31 protein-coding genes are annotated in these 16,191 nt (G+C 38.7%); all 31 read left to right on the top strand.

What is annotated here, in order from left to right; all coding sequences use genetic code 11:
• Positions 1-11: 11 nt before the first annotated feature.
• The 31 genes from rplD to truA all read left to right on the top strand — a co-directional run bounded on the left by rplD (position 12) and on the right by truA (position 16,118).
• Positions 12-632, top strand: coding sequence for a 50S ribosomal protein L4 (rplD, locus tag EKM68_RS01725; protein WP_025023856.1), 621 nt, complete (start codon positions 12-14; stop codon positions 630-632).
• Positions 632-919 (top strand): 50S ribosomal protein L23, encoded by a 288-nt coding sequence (gene rplW / locus EKM68_RS01720; protein ID WP_125587942.1) that lies wholly within the window; start codon positions 632-634, stop codon positions 917-919. Before rplD ends, rplW begins: the two co-directional genes overlap by 1 nt.
• A 16-nt stretch (positions 920-935) precedes the next feature.
• A complete protein-coding gene (gene rplB / locus EKM68_RS01715) occupies positions 936-1,769 on the top strand; it encodes a 50S ribosomal protein L2 (protein ID WP_125587941.1) in 834 nt (277 codons plus the stop codon).
• Positions 1,770-1,803: 34 nt separating this feature from the next.
• Positions 1,804-2,085: a 30S ribosomal protein S19 gene (gene rpsS, locus EKM68_RS01710; RefSeq protein WP_125587940.1), complete on the top strand. Its 282-nt coding sequence runs from the start codon at positions 1,804-1,806 to the stop codon at positions 2,083-2,085.
• Between the two features lie 20 nt (positions 2,086-2,105).
• The gene (gene rplV / locus EKM68_RS01705; protein WP_125587939.1) at positions 2,106-2,459 is read left to right on the top strand and encodes a 50S ribosomal protein L22; all 354 of its coding nucleotides are present in this window, start codon (positions 2,106-2,108) and stop codon (positions 2,457-2,459) included.
• A gap of 32 nt (positions 2,460-2,491) precedes the next feature.
• Complete coding sequence (gene rpsC / locus EKM68_RS01700; protein ID WP_125587938.1) at positions 2,492-3,163, top strand: 30S ribosomal protein S3; 672 nt, start codon at positions 2,492-2,494, stop codon at positions 3,161-3,163.
• Positions 3,164-3,166: 3 nt separating this feature from the next.
• Positions 3,167-3,598 carry a 50S ribosomal protein L16 gene (rplP, locus tag EKM68_RS01695; protein WP_125587937.1) on the top strand — a complete coding sequence of 144 codons (432 nt, stop codon included), beginning with the start codon at positions 3,167-3,169 and terminating at the stop codon, positions 3,596-3,598.
• On the top strand, positions 3,588-3,782 hold the full coding sequence (gene rpmC / locus EKM68_RS01690) for a 50S ribosomal protein L29 (RefSeq protein ID WP_025023849.1): 195 nt from the start codon (positions 3,588-3,590) through the stop codon (positions 3,780-3,782). Before rplP ends, rpmC begins: the two co-directional genes overlap by 11 nt.
• A gap of 23 nt (positions 3,783-3,805) precedes the next feature.
• On the top strand, positions 3,806-4,081 hold the full coding sequence (rpsQ, locus tag EKM68_RS01685; RefSeq protein WP_125568053.1) for a 30S ribosomal protein S17: 276 nt from the start codon (positions 3,806-3,808) through the stop codon (positions 4,079-4,081).
• Between the two features lie 31 nt (positions 4,082-4,112).
• The gene (rplN, locus tag EKM68_RS01680) at positions 4,113-4,481 is read left to right on the top strand and encodes a 50S ribosomal protein L14 (protein ID WP_125587936.1); all 369 of its coding nucleotides are present in this window, start codon (positions 4,113-4,115) and stop codon (positions 4,479-4,481) included.
• Positions 4,482-4,513: 32 nt separating this feature from the next.
• Positions 4,514-4,759, top strand: coding sequence for a 50S ribosomal protein L24 (gene rplX, locus EKM68_RS01675; RefSeq protein ID WP_056979757.1), 246 nt, complete (start codon positions 4,514-4,516; stop codon positions 4,757-4,759).
• 16 nt (positions 4,760-4,775) lie between these two features.
• The gene (rplE, locus tag EKM68_RS01670; protein ID WP_025023845.1) at positions 4,776-5,318 is read left to right on the top strand and encodes a 50S ribosomal protein L5; all 543 of its coding nucleotides are present in this window, start codon (positions 4,776-4,778) and stop codon (positions 5,316-5,318) included.
• Between the two features lie 18 nt (positions 5,319-5,336).
• The gene (locus tag EKM68_RS01665) at positions 5,337-5,522 is read left to right on the top strand and encodes a type Z 30S ribosomal protein S14 (RefSeq protein ID WP_025023844.1); all 186 of its coding nucleotides are present in this window, start codon (positions 5,337-5,339) and stop codon (positions 5,520-5,522) included.
• 28 nt (positions 5,523-5,550) lie between these two features.
• The gene (gene rpsH / locus EKM68_RS01660; RefSeq protein WP_125587935.1) at positions 5,551-5,949 is read left to right on the top strand and encodes a 30S ribosomal protein S8; all 399 of its coding nucleotides are present in this window, start codon (positions 5,551-5,553) and stop codon (positions 5,947-5,949) included.
• A 31-nt stretch (positions 5,950-5,980) separates the two neighbouring features.
• Positions 5,981-6,511: a 50S ribosomal protein L6 gene (gene rplF, locus EKM68_RS01655; protein WP_125587934.1), complete on the top strand. Its 531-nt coding sequence runs from the start codon at positions 5,981-5,983 to the stop codon at positions 6,509-6,511.
• Between the two features lie 19 nt (positions 6,512-6,530).
• Positions 6,531-6,896, top strand: coding sequence for a 50S ribosomal protein L18 (gene rplR / locus EKM68_RS01650; protein WP_318530712.1), 366 nt, complete (start codon positions 6,531-6,533; stop codon positions 6,894-6,896).
• Positions 6,897-6,914: 18 nt separating this feature from the next.
• Positions 6,915-7,415, top strand: coding sequence for a 30S ribosomal protein S5 (rpsE, locus tag EKM68_RS01645; RefSeq protein WP_025023840.1), 501 nt, complete (start codon positions 6,915-6,917; stop codon positions 7,413-7,415).
• A 17-nt stretch (positions 7,416-7,432) separates the two neighbouring features.
• On the top strand, positions 7,433-7,618 hold the full coding sequence (rpmD, locus tag EKM68_RS01640; RefSeq protein ID WP_025023839.1) for a 50S ribosomal protein L30: 186 nt from the start codon (positions 7,433-7,435) through the stop codon (positions 7,616-7,618).
• Positions 7,619-7,646: 28 nt separating this feature from the next.
• Positions 7,647-8,087, top strand: coding sequence for a 50S ribosomal protein L15 (rplO, locus tag EKM68_RS01635; protein ID WP_125587932.1), 441 nt, complete (start codon positions 7,647-7,649; stop codon positions 8,085-8,087).
• Positions 8,087-9,382, top strand: coding sequence for a preprotein translocase subunit SecY (gene secY, locus EKM68_RS01630; RefSeq protein ID WP_125587931.1), 1,296 nt, complete (start codon positions 8,087-8,089; stop codon positions 9,380-9,382). The genes rplO and secY overlap by 1 nt, the downstream gene beginning before the upstream one ends.
• Before the next feature lie 14 nt (positions 9,383-9,396).
• On the top strand, positions 9,397-10,050 hold the full coding sequence (locus EKM68_RS01625; protein ID WP_025023836.1) for an adenylate kinase: 654 nt from the start codon (positions 9,397-9,399) through the stop codon (positions 10,048-10,050).
• Positions 10,051-10,145: 95 nt separating this feature from the next.
• Complete coding sequence (infA, locus tag EKM68_RS01620; protein ID WP_010018544.1) at positions 10,146-10,364, top strand: translation initiation factor IF-1; 219 nt, start codon at positions 10,146-10,148, stop codon at positions 10,362-10,364.
• Between the two features lie 29 nt (positions 10,365-10,393).
• Positions 10,394-10,510, top strand: a complete 117-nt coding sequence (gene rpmJ / locus EKM68_RS01615; protein ID WP_010018546.1) for a 50S ribosomal protein L36 — start codon at positions 10,394-10,396, stop codon at positions 10,508-10,510.
• 23 nt (positions 10,511-10,533) lie between these two features.
• Positions 10,534-10,899 (top strand): 30S ribosomal protein S13, encoded by a 366-nt coding sequence (rpsM, locus tag EKM68_RS01610; RefSeq protein ID WP_125587930.1) that lies wholly within the window; start codon positions 10,534-10,536, stop codon positions 10,897-10,899.
• A 22-nt stretch (positions 10,900-10,921) separates the two neighbouring features.
• The gene (rpsK, locus tag EKM68_RS01605) at positions 10,922-11,308 is read left to right on the top strand and encodes a 30S ribosomal protein S11 (protein ID WP_025023834.1); all 387 of its coding nucleotides are present in this window, start codon (positions 10,922-10,924) and stop codon (positions 11,306-11,308) included.
• Between the two features lie 63 nt (positions 11,309-11,371).
• Positions 11,372-12,310, top strand: coding sequence for a DNA-directed RNA polymerase subunit alpha (locus EKM68_RS01600; protein ID WP_125587929.1), 939 nt, complete (start codon positions 11,372-11,374; stop codon positions 12,308-12,310).
• Between the two features lie 30 nt (positions 12,311-12,340).
• Positions 12,341-12,721: a 50S ribosomal protein L17 gene (gene rplQ / locus EKM68_RS01595; protein ID WP_125587928.1), complete on the top strand. Its 381-nt coding sequence runs from the start codon at positions 12,341-12,343 to the stop codon at positions 12,719-12,721.
• Positions 12,722-12,907: 186 nt separating this feature from the next.
• Positions 12,908-13,741 (top strand): energy-coupling factor transporter ATPase, encoded by an 834-nt coding sequence (locus EKM68_RS01590; RefSeq protein ID WP_125587927.1) that lies wholly within the window; start codon positions 12,908-12,910, stop codon positions 13,739-13,741.
• Positions 13,717-14,571: an energy-coupling factor ABC transporter ATP-binding protein gene (locus EKM68_RS01585; protein ID WP_125587926.1), complete on the top strand. Its 855-nt coding sequence runs from the start codon at positions 13,717-13,719 to the stop codon at positions 14,569-14,571. The genes EKM68_RS01590 and EKM68_RS01585 overlap by 25 nt, the downstream gene beginning before the upstream one ends.
• Complete coding sequence (locus EKM68_RS01580) at positions 14,572-15,369, top strand: energy-coupling factor transporter transmembrane component T family protein (RefSeq protein ID WP_125587925.1); 798 nt, start codon at positions 14,572-14,574, stop codon at positions 15,367-15,369.
• A gap of 2 nt (positions 15,370-15,371) precedes the next feature.
• Entirely contained in the window at positions 15,372-16,118 is a 747-nt protein-coding gene (gene truA / locus EKM68_RS01575) for a tRNA pseudouridine(38-40) synthase TruA (protein WP_125587924.1), read from the top strand.
• Positions 16,119-16,191 lie beyond the last annotated feature (73 nt).

Genomic DNA, 16,191 nt, shown 5'->3' with positions numbered 1-16,191 from the left:
GGAAATGAGTTATGACAAAAATCACAGCTTACAAAGATAGCGGTGCTGAAAACGGTACTGTTGAAGCAAATGATTCAATCTTTGGTATCGAACCAAACAACAGCGTAGTCACAGATGCAGTTATCATGCAACGTGCCTCATTAAGACAAGGTACACATGATGTTAAAAACCGCTCTGAAGTACGTGGTGGTGGTAAGAAGCCATGGCGTCAAAAAGGTACAGGACGTGCTCGTCAAGGTTCTATCAGATCACCTCAATGGGTAGGTGGTGGTGTCGTATTCGGCCCAACTCCTAGATCATATTCATATCACCTTCCTAAGAAGGTTGGCCGTTTGGCATTGAAGTCTGTACTTTCACAAAAAGCTGCTGACGGTAACCTAATCGTTATTGACTCAATTTCATACGACAAACCAAGTACAAAGAACTTTGCTCAATTGCTTAATAAGTTAGGTGCTGACAAAGCTTTAGTAGTACTTGAAGATGGTAATGACAACGTTGCTTTATCAGCAAGAAACATTGATAAAGTTACAGTTGTTGCACCAGAAGGTGTTAACGTTCTTGACGTTATTAACGCTAAGAAGTTAGTTGTTACACAAGCAGCACTTTCTAAGATTGAGGAGGTGCTTGGATAATGAGCGCAAGAGACGTAATTATTCGCCCAGTTATCACTGAAAGCTCAATGGATGCTATGAGCGACAAGAAATATACTTTTGATGTTGCACTTGATGCAAACAAAGTACTTGTACGCCAATCTATTGAAGAAGTTTTCGGTGTTAAAGTTAAAAAAGTAAACATTATGAATGTTGCTGGTAAGAAGAAGCGCCAAGGTCGTTACGTTGGTAAAACAGCAAGACGTCGTAAGGCTATCATCACACTTACAGCTGATTCAGACGAAATTAAAATTTTTGATGAAGAATAAATAAGGAGGTCAAATAATGGCGATTATCAAGTATAAGCCAACCACAAATGGTCGTCGTAATATGACAGGTTCTGACTTTTCAGAGATCACAAAGACAACTCCTGAAAAGACACTTCTAGAATCACAAAGCCATACAGCCGGTCGTAATTCTTACGGTCATATTACAGTTCGTCACCGTGGCGGTGGTCACAAACAAAAATACCGTATTATTGATTTCAAACGTATTAAAGACGGTGTTAAAGCTACAGTTAAAGCTATTGAATACGATCCTAACCGTACAGCTAATATTGCACTACTACACTACTCAGATGGTGTTAAAGCATATATCTTAGCTCCTAAGGGTCTTGAAGTTGGACAAGTTGTTGAATCAGGTGTTGATGCAGATATCAAACCCGGTAATGCACTTCCACTAGAAAACATTCCAGTTGGTACAATTCTACATAACGTAGAAATGAAACCTGGTAAGGGTGGTCAACTAGGACGTTCTGCTGGTACTTCAATCCAATTACTAGGTAGAGATGGTAAGTATTCACTATTACGTTTACCTTCAGGTGAAGTACGTATGGTACTTTCAGCTTGCCGCGCAAGTATTGGTGCCATTGGTAATGAACAACATGAGTTAATCAAGATTGGTAAAGCTGGACGTAAACGTTGGCAAGGATTTAGACCAACAGTTCGTGGATCAGTTATGAACCCTAACGATCACCCACACGGTGGTGGTGAAGGTAAAGCACCTATCGGTCATCCATCACCAATGTCACCATGGGGTAAGAAGACCTTGGGTAAGAAGACTCGTTCATCACATGCCAAATCTGAAAAGCTTATCGTTCGTCACAGAAAAGGTAAGTAGTTATTTCGTTAGAATAATATAAGGAGGACATAAGATGAGTCGTAGTTTAAAAAAGGGACCATTCGCAGACGCACATCTTTTAAAGAAGATCGATGCTCAAGCAGATTCTGAAAAGAAGTCAGTTATTAAGACATGGTCAAGACGTTCAACAATTTTTCCTAGTTTCGTAGGATACACAATCGCAGTTCATGATGGTCGTAAGCACGTTCCAGTTTATATCCAAGAAGATATGGTTGGACACAAGTTGGGCGAATTCGTACCAACACGTACATTCCATGGTCATGGTACTGACGATAAGAAAACAGTAGCTAAGTAATAAGAAGGGAGACTTAAAAGATGGCAGAACAAGAAATTACATCTGCAACAGCCAGAGTGACGAATGTTCGTATTGCAGCTCGCAAAGTTCGCCTTGTTATTGATTTAATAAGAGGTAAGAACGCTGCTGAAGCACTTGCAATTTTGCAATTCACACCAAGAGCAGGCTCTCCAATTATTGCCAAAGCTCTTAAGTCAGCAATTGCAAACGCAGAACATAACTTTGATTTAGATGCACAAAACTTATTCGTTAGCGAAGCTTTCGTAGACGAAGGACCAACTCTAAAACGTTTCCGTCCTAGAGCTAAAGGTTCAGCATCACCAATTAACAAGAGAACAAGTCACATTACAGTTGTTGTAAGTGAAAAAGACTAGTATTTAAAAGATTAGTATTGGAGGTAACTTGAGTGGGTCAAAAGATTAATCCAGTCGGATTCCGTGTTGGTGTTATCCGTGACTGGGATGCCAAATGGTATGCAGAAAAAGACTTTTCAACATTTTTACATGAAGACCTTAAGATTCGTAAGTATATTGAAGACAATTTATCAAATGCTTCCGTATCAAGAATCGAAATCGAACGTACTGCAAAGAACGTTACAGTTTCAATTCATACAGCTAAACCTGGTATGGTCATCGGTAAGGGTGGATCTGAAGTTGAAAAATTACGTAACCAACTAAACAAATTAGTTAACAGAAACATTCATATTAATATTATCGAAATCAAGAAACCTGATTTGGATGCAAAACTTGTTGGTGAGAACATTGCTCGTCAACTAGAAGCTCGTATTGCATTTAGACGTGCACAACGTCAAGCCGTTCAACGTTCAAGACGTGCCGGTGCAAAGGGTATCAAGGTTCAAATCTCTGGTCGTTTAAACGGTGCCGATATGGCTCGTAGAGAATGGCATACAGAGGGAACTGTTCCTCTACACACATTACGTGCAGATATTGACTATGCTTGGGTTGAAGCAGCCACAACATATGGTAATTTAGGTGTTAAAACTTGGATCTACCGTGGTGAAATTCTTCCTGACAAGCCAAAACATAACCAAGAAAATACTGAAGGGAAAGGAGAATAATCTATGCTAGTACCAAAACGTGTAAAACACCGTCGTGAATTCCGTGGCAAGATGCGCGGAGAAGCTAAGGGTGGTAAGAATGTTGATTTTGGTGATTACGGTTTGAAGTCACTTGACTCAAGCTGGATCTCAAATAGACAAATTGAAGCAGCCCGTGTTGCTATGACTCGTTACATGAAGCGTGGTGGTAAGGTTTGGATTAAAATCTTCCCTCATAAATCATACACTGCAAAAGGTGTCGGAGTTCGTATGGGTAATGGTAAAGGTGCACCTGCTGGTTGGGTTGCTCCTGTAAAGCGTGAAAAAGTCTTATTCGAAATCGGTGGCGTTCCAGAAGATGTTGCCCGTGAAGCATTGAGACTTGCATCTCACAAATTACCAGTTAGAACTAAGTTCGTAAAACGTGAGGAAGTAGGTGGCGCTGATGAAGGCTAGTGAAATCAAAGAGCTAACTGCTGCTCAATTGCAAGATAAAGTTAACGAATATAAAGAAGAACTATTCAACTTGCGTTTCCAACAAGCCACAGGCCAATTGGAAAACACAGCTCGTCTTAAGGCTGTAAGAAAAAACATTGCAAGATTAAGAACTGTTCAAAATCAAAAGAATAACGAAAACTAATAAACAGGAAGGGAGATCTCAAGTTGAGCGAAACACAAGAAAGCCGTAATAGCCGTAAGGTATATCAAGGCCGCGTTGTATCAGACAAGATGGACAAAACTATCGTAGTTGTTGTTGAAACATACAAGAACCACCCTGTATACAAGAAGCGTGTTAGATATTCAAAGAAGTTCTACGTTCAAGATGAAAAGAACGAAGCAAAGATTGGCGATGTTGTACGTATCATGGAAACTCGACCTTTGTCAAAGACAAAGCGCTTCCGTTTATTAGAAATCGTCGAAAAAGCAGTTATTATCTAGAAACAATTACTGATGAGAGGAGGACCAAGAAGTGATTCAACAAGAAAGTCGTCTAAAAGTTGCAGATAACTCTGGAGCTCGTGAAATTCTAACTATTAAAGTTCTTGGTGGTTCAAACCGCAGGGTAGCTAATATCGGTGACGTCATTGTTGCTACTGTCAAACAAGCAACACCAGGTGGCGTTGTTAAAAAAGGTGACGTTGTTAAAGCCGTTATCGTAAGAACAGTGTCCGGTGCTCACCGTACAGATGGTTCATACATCAGATTTGACGAAAACGCTGCGGTTATTATTAACGCTGACAAGACACCTAGAGGAACTCGTATCTTCGGACCCGTTGCTCGTGAACTACGTGATAACGATTTTATGAAGATCGTCTCATTAGCACCAGAAGTGCTATAAAAAGATCAATTTAACTCAGGAGGTGCTGAATAGTGTTTGTAAAAACTGGAGACAACGTTAAAATTATTTCTGGTGATAGCAAAGGCACAGAAGGCGTAGTTAAACAAGCTATCCCTTCAGCCAATAAAGTTATCGTCGAAGGCGTAAATGTTGTTAAGAAACACTCGAAGCCAACTAATACACAACCTCAAGGTGGAATCATCGACGTTGAGAGACCTATTAGTGTAACTAACGTAAAAGTAGTAAGTAAATCATCTGATAAAAAAGAAGATAAATAAGAAAGGAGAAAACTAAATGGCTAATGCATTAAAAGAAATGTATGTAAAAGAAATTACACCATCAATGATGGAAAAATTCAATTACACATCAGTTATGCAAACACCAAAGATCGAAAAGATTGTTTTGAACATGGGTGTTGGTGACGCAATTGCTAACTCAAAGAATCTTGATGAAGCAGTTGAAGAATTAGGCCAAATTGCTGGTCAAAAACCTTTGATCACTAAGGCTAAGAAATCAATCGCTGGTTTCAGACTTCGTGAAGGTATGTCAATCGGTGCTAAGGTTACACTTCGTGGTGACCGTATGTACGACTTCCTTGACAAGTTGATTAACATTGCATTACCTCGTGTTCGTGATTTCCGTGGTGTTGGTACACGCTCATTTGATGGCCGTGGTAACTACACACTAGGACTTAAAGAACAATTGGTTTTCCCAGAAATTGACTACGATAAGGTTAATAAGATTCGTGGATTGGACGTTGTTATTGTAACAACAGCTAATACTGATGAAGAATCACGTGAACTATTAACACAAATCGGAATGCCATTCACAAAATAATAAAGGAGGTCAAATTCATTGGCTAAGACATCTCAAATTGTACGGAATCATAGACCTGCTAAGTTCTCATCACAAGCATATACTCGTTGCGAACGCTGTGGTCGTCCACATTCTGTATATCGTAAATTTAAGCTTTGCCGTGTTTGCCTTCGCGAATTGGCTCATAAAGGTCAAATCCCTGGCATGAGAAAAGCTAGTTGGTAGAAACAACACTAATAAGGAGGTAAATTTAATGGTCATGACAGATCCTATTGCGGATTACCTAACACGTATTCGTAACGCTAATATGGTTAAACATGAATCTCTAGAAGTTCCTGCTTCAAACATAAAGAAGAGCATCTCAGAGATTTTGAAGAATGAAGGATTTATCAAGGATTACGAAGTTATCGAAGATAACAAACAAGGTGTACTTCGTATTTTCCTTAAGTATGGTAAAGATCAACAACGCGTTATCACAGGCTTGAAACGTATTTCAAGACCAGGTTTGCGTAGTTATGTTGATTCAGATAACGTACCAAAGGTTCTTAATGGATTAGGTATCGCTATTCTTTCAACATCAAAAGGTGTTATTACTGACAAAGAAGCTCGCGCACAACACGTGGGTGGAGAAGTAATTGCTTACATCTGGTAATAATTTTTAAAAGACAAGGAGGTGCACTAATTTGAGTCGTATCGGCTATAAAGTAATTGAAGTCCCAGCAGGAGTTACAATTACACAAAAAGATGAAGACATCACTGTTAAAGGCCCAAAGGGTGAATTAACAAGACGCTTTAATTCAAAAATCAAGTTAACTCTTGAAGGTAACGAAGCTAAGTTTGATCGTGAAAACGATAATGACAAAGCTCTTCATGGTACTATGCGTGCCAACCTTAACAACATGGTTCTTGGTGTAACAGAAGGTTTCGAAAAGAAGCTTGAACTTAGAGGTGTTGGTTACCGTGCACAAGTTAAAGGTGACACATTAACACTTTCAGTTGGTTACTCACATCCTGTTATTATGGAAGCACCAAAAGGTATCAAAATCGAATCACCTTCAAATACTGAAATCAATATTTCAGGAATTAGCAAGCAAAAGGTTGGACAATTTGCTGCTATAATTCGCGATGTACGTCCCCCAGAACCATATAAGGGTAAAGGTATTCGTTATGTTGACGAATATGTACGTCGTAAAGAAGGTAAGACTGGTAAATAGTTCTAAATAATTCTATGAGGTGAATATTGTGATTTCAAAACCAGATAAAAACAAAGCACGTCAAAAGCGCCAAAAACGTGTTCGTGGTAAAATCTCTGGTACTGCTGAGCGCCCACGCTTAAATGTATTCCGTTCTAATAAAAACATTTACGCTCAAGTAATTGATGACGTAAAGGGTGTAACGCTAGCAAGTGCCTCAACTCTTGATAAAGAAGTCAAAGACGGTTCAAAAGTTGAACAAGCTAAAGCTGTTGGTGCATTAGTTGCACAAAGAGCTAATGAAGCTAAGATCAGTAATGTTGTATTTGATCGTGGAGGATATCTATACCATGGTCGTGTACAAAATCTTGCTGAAGCAGCTCGTGAAAATGGGCTAAAATTCTAGAAGGAGGAAACCAAATTTATGACATATATCGATCCATCTCAATTCGAACTAGAAGATCGCGTTGTCTCAATCAACCGTGTTACTAAGGTTGTTAAAGGTGGACGCCGTCTACGTTTTGCTGCTATTGTAATCGTTGGTGACAAGAATGGTCACGTCGGTTTCGGTACAGGTAAAGCTCAAGAAGTTCCTGAAGCCATTCGTAAAGCTGTTGAAGATGCCAAAAAGAACTTGATCAATGTTCCTATGGTAGGTTCAACAATTCCTCACGAAGTAATCGGTAAATTCGGTGCTGGTAAGATCATGTTGAAGCCAGCTGTTGAAGGTTCTGGTATCGCCGCTGGTGGTGCTGTTCGTGCCGTTCTCGAATTAGCTGGTGTTGGTGATATTACAAGTAAATCACTTGGTAGAAATACACCAATTAACGTAATTCGTGCTACAATCGAAGGACTAAAAGAAATCAAGACTGCTGAAAGTGTTGCAGAAATGCGCGGAATCTCAGCTCAAAACTTGCTTAACTAGAAGAAAGGTGTGTAACAATGGCTAAACTTAAGATTACTCTTATTAGAAGTGCAGCTCACCGCCTTCCTGCTCAACGCACAATTGTTAAAGAACTAGGACTCGGAAGAGTTAATAGTTCTGTTGTTAAGCCGGATGATCCTGCTATTCGTGGTGCTGTAATTAAAATCGCTCACTTAGTAAGTGTCGAAGAAGTTAAAGATTAATAATTTTTAAAGATTAGGAGGTGCAATAATGGAACTAAACGAACTTAAACCAAGTACAGGCTCAAGACAATCAAGAAAGCGTCTAGGTCGTGGTACTTCAAGTGGCCAAGGTAAAACTGCTGGTCGTGGACAAAAAGGTCAATTAGCTAGATCTGGTGGTAAAACACGTATTGGTTTTGAAGGTGGACAAATGCCATTGTTCCGTCGTATGCCAAAACGTGGTTTCTACAATATCAACCGCAAGGAATACGCTATTGTAAACCTTAAAGACCTAAGCAAGTTTAATGACGGTGCTGAAGTTAATATCGCTACATTAAAAGAAGCTGGAATCGTTAAGAAAGAATATAACGGTGTCAAATTACTTGCAAATGGTGAAGTTAGTGCTAAGTTAACTGTAAAAGTTGCTAAAAGCTCTGACGCTGCTACTAAAGCAATCGAAGCTGCTGGTGGAACTGTAGAGGTGATCTAATGCTTAGAACTATCAGAGATGCTCTAAAGGTGAAGGAAATTCGTAAAAAGATTCTATTTACCTTGATGTTACTTGTGATATATCGTTTAGGATCACAAATTACGGTCCCTGGTGTTAACGCTGCTGCGATGGACAAGGTTGGTTCCTCAGGGTTAGTTCCCCTACTGGATACCGTAACAGGTGGTGGTCTTTCAAACTACTCTATTTTCTCAATGGGTGTTTCGCCATTCATTACCGCTCAAATTGTTGTTCAACTATTACAGATGGATATTGTTCCTAAATTTGTTGAATGGAGTAAACAAGGTGAAGTTGGTCGTAGAAAATTAAATCAAGTAACGAGATATTTGACGATTGTTTTAGGTTTTGTTCAATCAATCGGTATCACTGCTGGATTTAACCAATTGAGTGGTTTGGGACTAGTCAAGTCACCAAACATGCGAGCATTTATAACAATTGGTGTCATCTTAACTGGTGGTACTATGTTGCTTACTTGGATTGGTGAACAGATTACTGATAAAGGTCTTGGAAATGGTGTTTCAGTAATTATTTTTGCTGGTATTATTGCTAGATTCCCTAATGGAATTTACCAAATTTACCGTGATAATATTACAAATGCTAGTTCTGCAGATCTCGCAAAGAACATTGCATTCATGGTCGGATTGACCATTGCTATTTTGGTGGTTGTACTATTTGTTACATATGTACAACAAGCAAATAGAAGAATTCCAATCCAATATACAAGACGTGCAGCTGGAAGTGGTAGCGAAAGTTTCCTACCATTGAAAGTTAACGTTGCTGGTGTTATTCCAGTTATCTTCGCTAGTTCATTTATTGTTACGCCTCAAACAATTTTGATGGCGTTCCAAGCAAATCATAGTGAAGATACATGGTATCAAGTATTAACTAATATATTCAGTATGCAAACGACAACAGGATCTCTACTATATACATTGTTGATTGTGTTATTCACATTCTTCTATGCATTTGTTCAAGTAAATCCTGAGAAGCTTGCTGAAAACTTGCAAAAGCAGGGAGCTTATATCCCTGGTGTATGGCCTGGTAATGAGACTATCAAGTTCATGTCAAGCGTCCTAATGAAGCTTTCAACTGTTGGTTCAGTGTTCCTAGGACTTGTCTCATTGCTTCCATTGTTAGCTGCCAACTTGTTCAACTTACCTCAATCCATTGGATTAGGTGGTACAAGTTTGTTGATCATCGTTGGTGTTGCGCTAGAAATGGATCGTCAATTGAGAGGTCTATTGATGAAACGTGAATACGTTGGGTTTATTAGATAATTGGAGATGTGACAATGAATATTGTATTGATGGGATTACCTGGTGCTGGTAAGGGTACTCAAGCTGAAAAGATTGTTGAAGATTTTAAGGTTGTTCATATTTCTACTGGAGATATGTTCAGACAAGCTATGTCAGATAAAACTGAAGTTGGTCTAAAAGCCAAAGGATTTATCGACAAGGGTGCGTTAGTTCCTGATGACGTTACTGAAGCTATCGTTGAAGAACGTTTAGCTAAGGAAGACGTTCAAAAGAATGGATATATGCTTGATGGATTTCCGAGAACTCTTGAACAGGCAAATGCTTTACAGACAATTGCAAAGAATGTAAACAAACCTATAGATGCTGTCATCTACATAGATGTAAAGCCTGAGGCATTAGTTGATCGTTTATCTGGAAGATATATTTGTTCAACATGTGGAGCTACGTACCATAAGATCTACAATCCTACTAAGGTTGAAGGAACGTGTGACGTCTGTGGCGGACATGATTTCTTCCAACGTGAGGATGACAAACCAGAAACAGTTAAGAACAGATTAAAAGTTAATATTGAAATGAATACACCATTAATTGATTTTTATGACAAGTTAAACTTGTTACATAAGGTCAATGGTGAACAAGAAATAGATGAAGTTTATAACGAAGTAAAGAAAGTTTTACAAAGTCTGTAAGACTTTTTACTTTTATTTGTTTACATGTTCGTGAGATTATTGTATAATCTTGCGGTATATGCAGATGAATTTCATCCCGATGGAGGTTAATATCTTTGGCAAAAGAAGATGTCATTGAAGTAGAAGGTACAATTTCAGAAACATTGCCTAATGCAATGTTTAAGGTAAAGCTTGAAAATGGAGCAACTGTGTTGGCCCATGTCTCAGGTAAAATCCGTATGCACTACATTAGAATTTTACCCGGTGATAAAGTTACCGTGGAATTATCCCCTTATGATTTAACCAAGGGAAGAATTACATATAGATACAGATAATATGATTTTAATGGAATGGAGGTTCCAACATGAAAGTAAGACCATCCGTTAAACCTATGTGCGAACACTGTAAAGTAATTAAGAGACGCGGTCGCGTTATGGTTATTTGCTCTGCAGATCCAAAGCACAAACAAAGACAAGGATAATAAAAATATAGGAGGTGCAATTAATGGCTCGTATAGCAGGTGTAGATTTACCTCGTGATAAGAGAATCGTTATTGCCTTAACATACATTTTTGGTATTGGTAATACAACAGCCCAAAAAGTGCTAAAAGATGCCGGCGTTTCTGAAGACGTACGTACAAGAGACTTAACTCCTGATCAAGAAGATAAGATTCGTGCAGAAGTTGACAAAGTACGTGTTGAAGGTGACTTACGTCGTTCAGTAAGCATGGACATTAAGAGACTACAAGAAATTGGTTCATACCGTGGAATGAGACATCGTCGTGGTTTACCAGTTAGAGGTCAAAACACAAAGAACAATGCAAGAACTCGTAAAGGTAAGAAAGTATCTATCGCGGGTAAGAAGAAGTAATTAACAGATAGGAGGTTAATTCATGGCACAAAGTAAAGGTCGTAAGCGCCGTACTAAGAAGCATATTGAATCTGGTGTTGCACATATCCACTCCACTTTCAACAACACACTAGTTATGATTACTGATGTTAACGGTAATGCCGTTTCATGGTCATCAGCCGGTGCATTAGGATTCAAAGGAAGCCGTAAATCAACACCATTTGCCGCACAAATGGCTGGTGAAGCAGCTGCTAAAGAATCAATGGAACATGGTATGAAAACAGTCGAAGTAGCTGTTAAGGGTCCTGGTTCAGGTCGTGAAGCTGCAATTCGTTCATTACAAGCTACTGGATTGGAAATCACAGCTATTCGTGACGTCACACCAGTTCCTCATAATGGCTCACGTCCTCCAAAGCGTCGTCGTGTATAGAATGGTTTTATACCCATATGAACTAAGCTACACACATTTCGTTTTGAAAGGGGAACTAACCGAATGATCGAATTTGAAAAGCCAACTATCACTGCAGTTGAAGAAAGCAATGATTACGGTAAGTATATTATCGAACCGTTGGAAAGAGGTTATGGTACAACTTTAGGAAACTCTCTACGTAGAGTACTATTGGCATCATTACCCGGCACAGCGGTTTCAGATATTCAAATAGATGGTGTATTGCATGAATTCTCAGCTATTGATGGTGTGATCGAAGACGTTACACAAGTTGTGCTAAACGTTAAAGGTTTAAACCTAAAATCTTATGCTGAAGACAGTTTAAAAGCTGAAATCGACGTTGTTGGTCCTGCTACTGTAACGGCAAAGGACATCAAAGCTGACGATGATTTGGAAATCCTCGATCCAGAACAATTTATTTGTACTGTTGCTGAGGGTGGACACTTCCACATGCAAATGACAATTAAAAATGGTCGTGGATATACTCCTGCAGAACAAAATAAGACAGATGAAACACCTATCGGTGTTTTGCCAGTTGACTCTATTTTTACACCAGTAGATAAAGTTAACTATCAAGTTGAAAACACTCGTGTGGGTAAGAGAAACGACTTCGACAAATTAACAATTGATATCTGGACAAATGGTTCAATTGGACCAAGAGAAGCTATTAGTTTATCTGCTAAGATTCTTACAGAACACTTAACAAGTTTTGTAAACCTTACAGAAGAAGCTAAGAGCGCTGATATGATGATCGAAAAAGAAGAAACACAAAAAGAGAAGAAGCTTGAAATGACAATTGAAGAATTGGACTTATCAGTTCGTTCATACAATTGTTTGAAGCGTGCCGGTATTAATACTGTGCAAGAGCTAACTGAAAAATCTGAGGCTGATATGATGAGAGTTCGTAATCTTGGACGCAAGTCATTAGTTGAGGTTAAAGAAAAGCTCGCTGATCTTGGATTGTCATTAAGGCAAGAAGACTAATAGTCTGAAATTCAAACAGGAGGTATAGACATGGGCTACCGTAAATTAGGACGTACAAGTTCTCAAAGAAAAGCAATGTTACGTGATTTAACTACTGATTTAATCATTAATGAACGTATTGTTACAACTGAAACTCGTGCTAAGGAAATCAGCCGTACAACTGAAAAGATGATTACCCTTGGTAAGCGTGGAGATCTTCACGCTCGTCGTCAAGCTGCTGCATATGTTAGAAACGAAGTTGCTAACATTTCAGAAGAAGACGATGCAGTTGTTATTCAATCAGCACTTCAAAAGTTGTTTAGTGATATTGCACCTCGTTACCAAGAGCGTAATGGTGGATATACACGTATTTTGAAGACTGCCCCTCGCCGTGGCGACGCAGCTCCAATGGTTATTATTGAATTAGTTTAATAATAAGTTTATTAAAAATCAGTCATTCTGATGAATTAGTGAGTGTTAAGATGATGGTTATGAAAATAGCTAAGTCTATCTCTGAGATTTCGGTAAAACGAAACACTAATTTGTCGAATGATTTTTTTTTACCCAAAAACACTTTTTTTCGCTATGATATAACTAGCAGATATTGAGGAGAAACAATTGGAGAATATAATTTCTATAAAAGATGTAACATATACATATCCGGATTCAGAGGCTCCCGCAATCAATAATCTTTCATTAGATATTCATTCTAATGAATGGCTATCAATAGTTGGTAAGAACGGTAGTGGTAAATCTACACTTACTAAACTCATTGATGGTCTAATTGAATGTGACTCAGGTACGATTGAAATAGCTGGTCAAATCATAGACGAAGAAAATATCTGGGAAGCTAGGGAAAAAATCGGAATAGTTTTTCAAAATCCAGATCATCAATTCGTTGGAGCAACGGTTGAGGACGATGTGGCTTTTGGTTTAGAAAATCAGGGTGTACCTCGCAATAAGATGATCAAAGAGGTTGATCAAGCTCTACAGATGGTTGACATGCAGTCATATAAGACACGTGATCCACAATCTCTCTCAGGTGGACAAAAACAGCGTGTAGCGATTGCTGGAGTGCTGGCTACCAAGCCACAGATTATTATCATGGATGAGTCTACCAGTATGCTAGACCCTAATGGGCGTAAGACAGTTCTGGATTTGATTAAGCGTCTTCGCAAAGAGCAAGAGATCACAATTATTTCGATCACTCATGATATTGAAGAAACACAATTGTCTGAAAGAATCGTTGTTTTAAATGATGGAAGAGTTGTGGAAGATTCTGATCCCAAAGCTATTTACGATCTTGGCCCTGAGCTGACCAATTTTGGACTTGAGGAGCCGTTTTCGAGTCAAGTGGCAAACTCATTAAGAGACACTGTAGAATTGCCTGAAGGCTACTTAAATGAAGAGGAGTTAGTTAAAAGCATATGGAAATCATCTTCAAACATGTAACGCACGCATATGAAGCAAATAATCCTCTGGCAGCCTTGGGACTGGATGACGTGTCAGTTGATATCAAAGATAAAAAGTTCACAGCAATTATCGGTAAAACAGGTAGTGGGAAGTCAACCTTAGTACGGCATATTAACGCACTATTGAAACCTACTAGTGGGACTATTATGGTCGGCGACAGGGAGATCAACGCTGAAACTAATAATAAGAATTTGAAGTCACTTCGCAAAAATGTCGGTATGGTATTCCAATTTCCTGAAAGTCAGTTATTCGAAGACACTGTGGAAAAAGATATTATGTTTGGACCGATGAATTTTGGTGTCTCTGAAGAGGATGCAAAGACGGCTGCACATGATATGATTAAACTTGTGGGTTTGGACGAAAAATATTTAAGCAAATCTCCTTTTGATCTATCAGGTGGACAGATGAGGCGTGTAGCAATTGCTGGAGTTCTAGCAACTCATCCGGAAACAATTATTTTGGATGAGCCAACAGCCGGACTTGACCCAGTTGGTCGCAAGGAAATAATGGATCTGTTTAAGAATTTACAAACAGAGGGCCGTACTATTATTCTGATCACACACAATATGGATGATGTTGCCAACTATGCAGACGAAGTAGTAGTTATGCATGATGGTAAAAAAATTGCTGAAGGAACACCTATGGAAGTTTTCAACAATCAAAAGTTATTAACAGATGATATGTTGACACTTCCCCAAAGTGCGATTTTTGCACAGAAGTTATCACAAAAGTATTTTAACTTCGATCAATTACCTATAACTATCAGTGACTTATCAACTGAAATAAAACGACAAATTAATGGTGATTAAATGAACAAATTAATTCTTGGGAGATATTTACCAGGGGATTCATTGCTCTATCGGCTTGATCCTCGTGGAAAGTTTTTGATTACATTTTATTTTATTGGAATTGTATTTTTAGCAAACAATGTTGCATCTTATGGCTTTTTGCTATTGTTTGTTTTATTTGCGGTATATCTGTCAAAAATCAATTTAGGTTTCTTTCTTAGAGGACTTCGACCGATGTTTTGGCTAATATTGTTTACAGTTGTGCTGCAGATGTTCTTTACTCCAAGTCAACATCCTCTGTGGAGCTTTGGAATACTGACTCTTTCCAAAGAAGGATTGGTTATCTCAGCATATATTTTTGTACGTTTCGTGCTGATTATTTTTGTTTCAACTTTACTGACATTGACAACGACACCTATCGAGATTTCTGATTCAATCGAGAGCATTTTAAAGCCGTTAAAGGCTATCAAGTTTCCAGTAACACAAGTTGCTTTGATGTTGTCGATTGCATTAAGGTTCGTGCCACTATTGATCGATGAGACAACTAAGATCATGGATGCTCAAAGAGCACGTGGGGTTGATTTTGGTGAAGGTGGATTGATCAAACGGATCAAATCTTTCGTACCAATTTTGATTCCTCTATTTGTCAGTAGTTTTTCGATTGCTTATGATTTGGCCATCGCCATGGAGTCTCGTGGATATAAAGACGGTGAGGGACGTAGTAAATATCGTGTTCTGAGTTGGTCTACACGTGATACGGTTGCAGCAATTGTGATGTTGCTGATCACGGTAATTTTATTATTTATTCGGAGTTATTAAATATGACAAGATATAAGTTAACCATTGCTTATGATGGTACCAAATTTCATGGTTTTCAGCGTCAGCCAGATATGCGTACAGTTCAAGGTGAAGTGGAAAAGGCATTATCCAAAATGACTAAAGGTACACATGTTGAAGTCTATGGTTCGGGTAGAACTGATGCTGGCGTGCATGCGTTAGGCCAAGTTATTCACTTTGATTATCCTGGGAATATGGCAGCTGAAAATATGTTGAGGGCAATCAATTCACTTATGCCTTTAGATGTGATTGTGGAAAACTCTGAGATAGTTGACGAGAATTTTCATGCGCGTTTTGGTGTAAAACGAAAAACTTATCAATATCGAGTCGACTTGGGCCATTACACTAATCCCTTTAAGCGGTTTTACACAGGTCATTATCAATATCCGATCGATGCGGACAAGATCAAAGTTGCGCTGAAAGACCTTGAAGGTGAGCATGATTTTACAAGTTTTGCGGCATCTGGTGGAGTAATTGAAAATAAAGTTCGCACAATCTACTCAGCTACGGTAAAATATATAGAATCGGAAAATGAATTGGTTTTTGAATTTACCGGAAATGGTTTCCTATATAATATGGTGCGCATTCTTGTTGCTACATTACTGGAAATTGGTAATGGCAGACGAGACGTTCATGATTTTTTGAGATTATTTGAAGTAAAAGACCGTCAAGAGGCACGCGGGACGGCACCGGCTAGTGGGCTTTATTTGAAACAGGTATTTTATGAATAAAACCTGTGGATAATTATTGACTTATGGAACAATACCAAGTATTATTGTTGTTGGTATTGTTTGCCCCACGATG

The organism is Companilactobacillus jidongensis (assembly GCF_003946575.1).
Classification (GTDB): Bacteria; Bacillota; Bacilli; order Lactobacillales; family Lactobacillaceae; genus Companilactobacillus; species Companilactobacillus jidongensis.
This window is presented reverse-complemented; position numbering and strand designations above follow the sequence as displayed.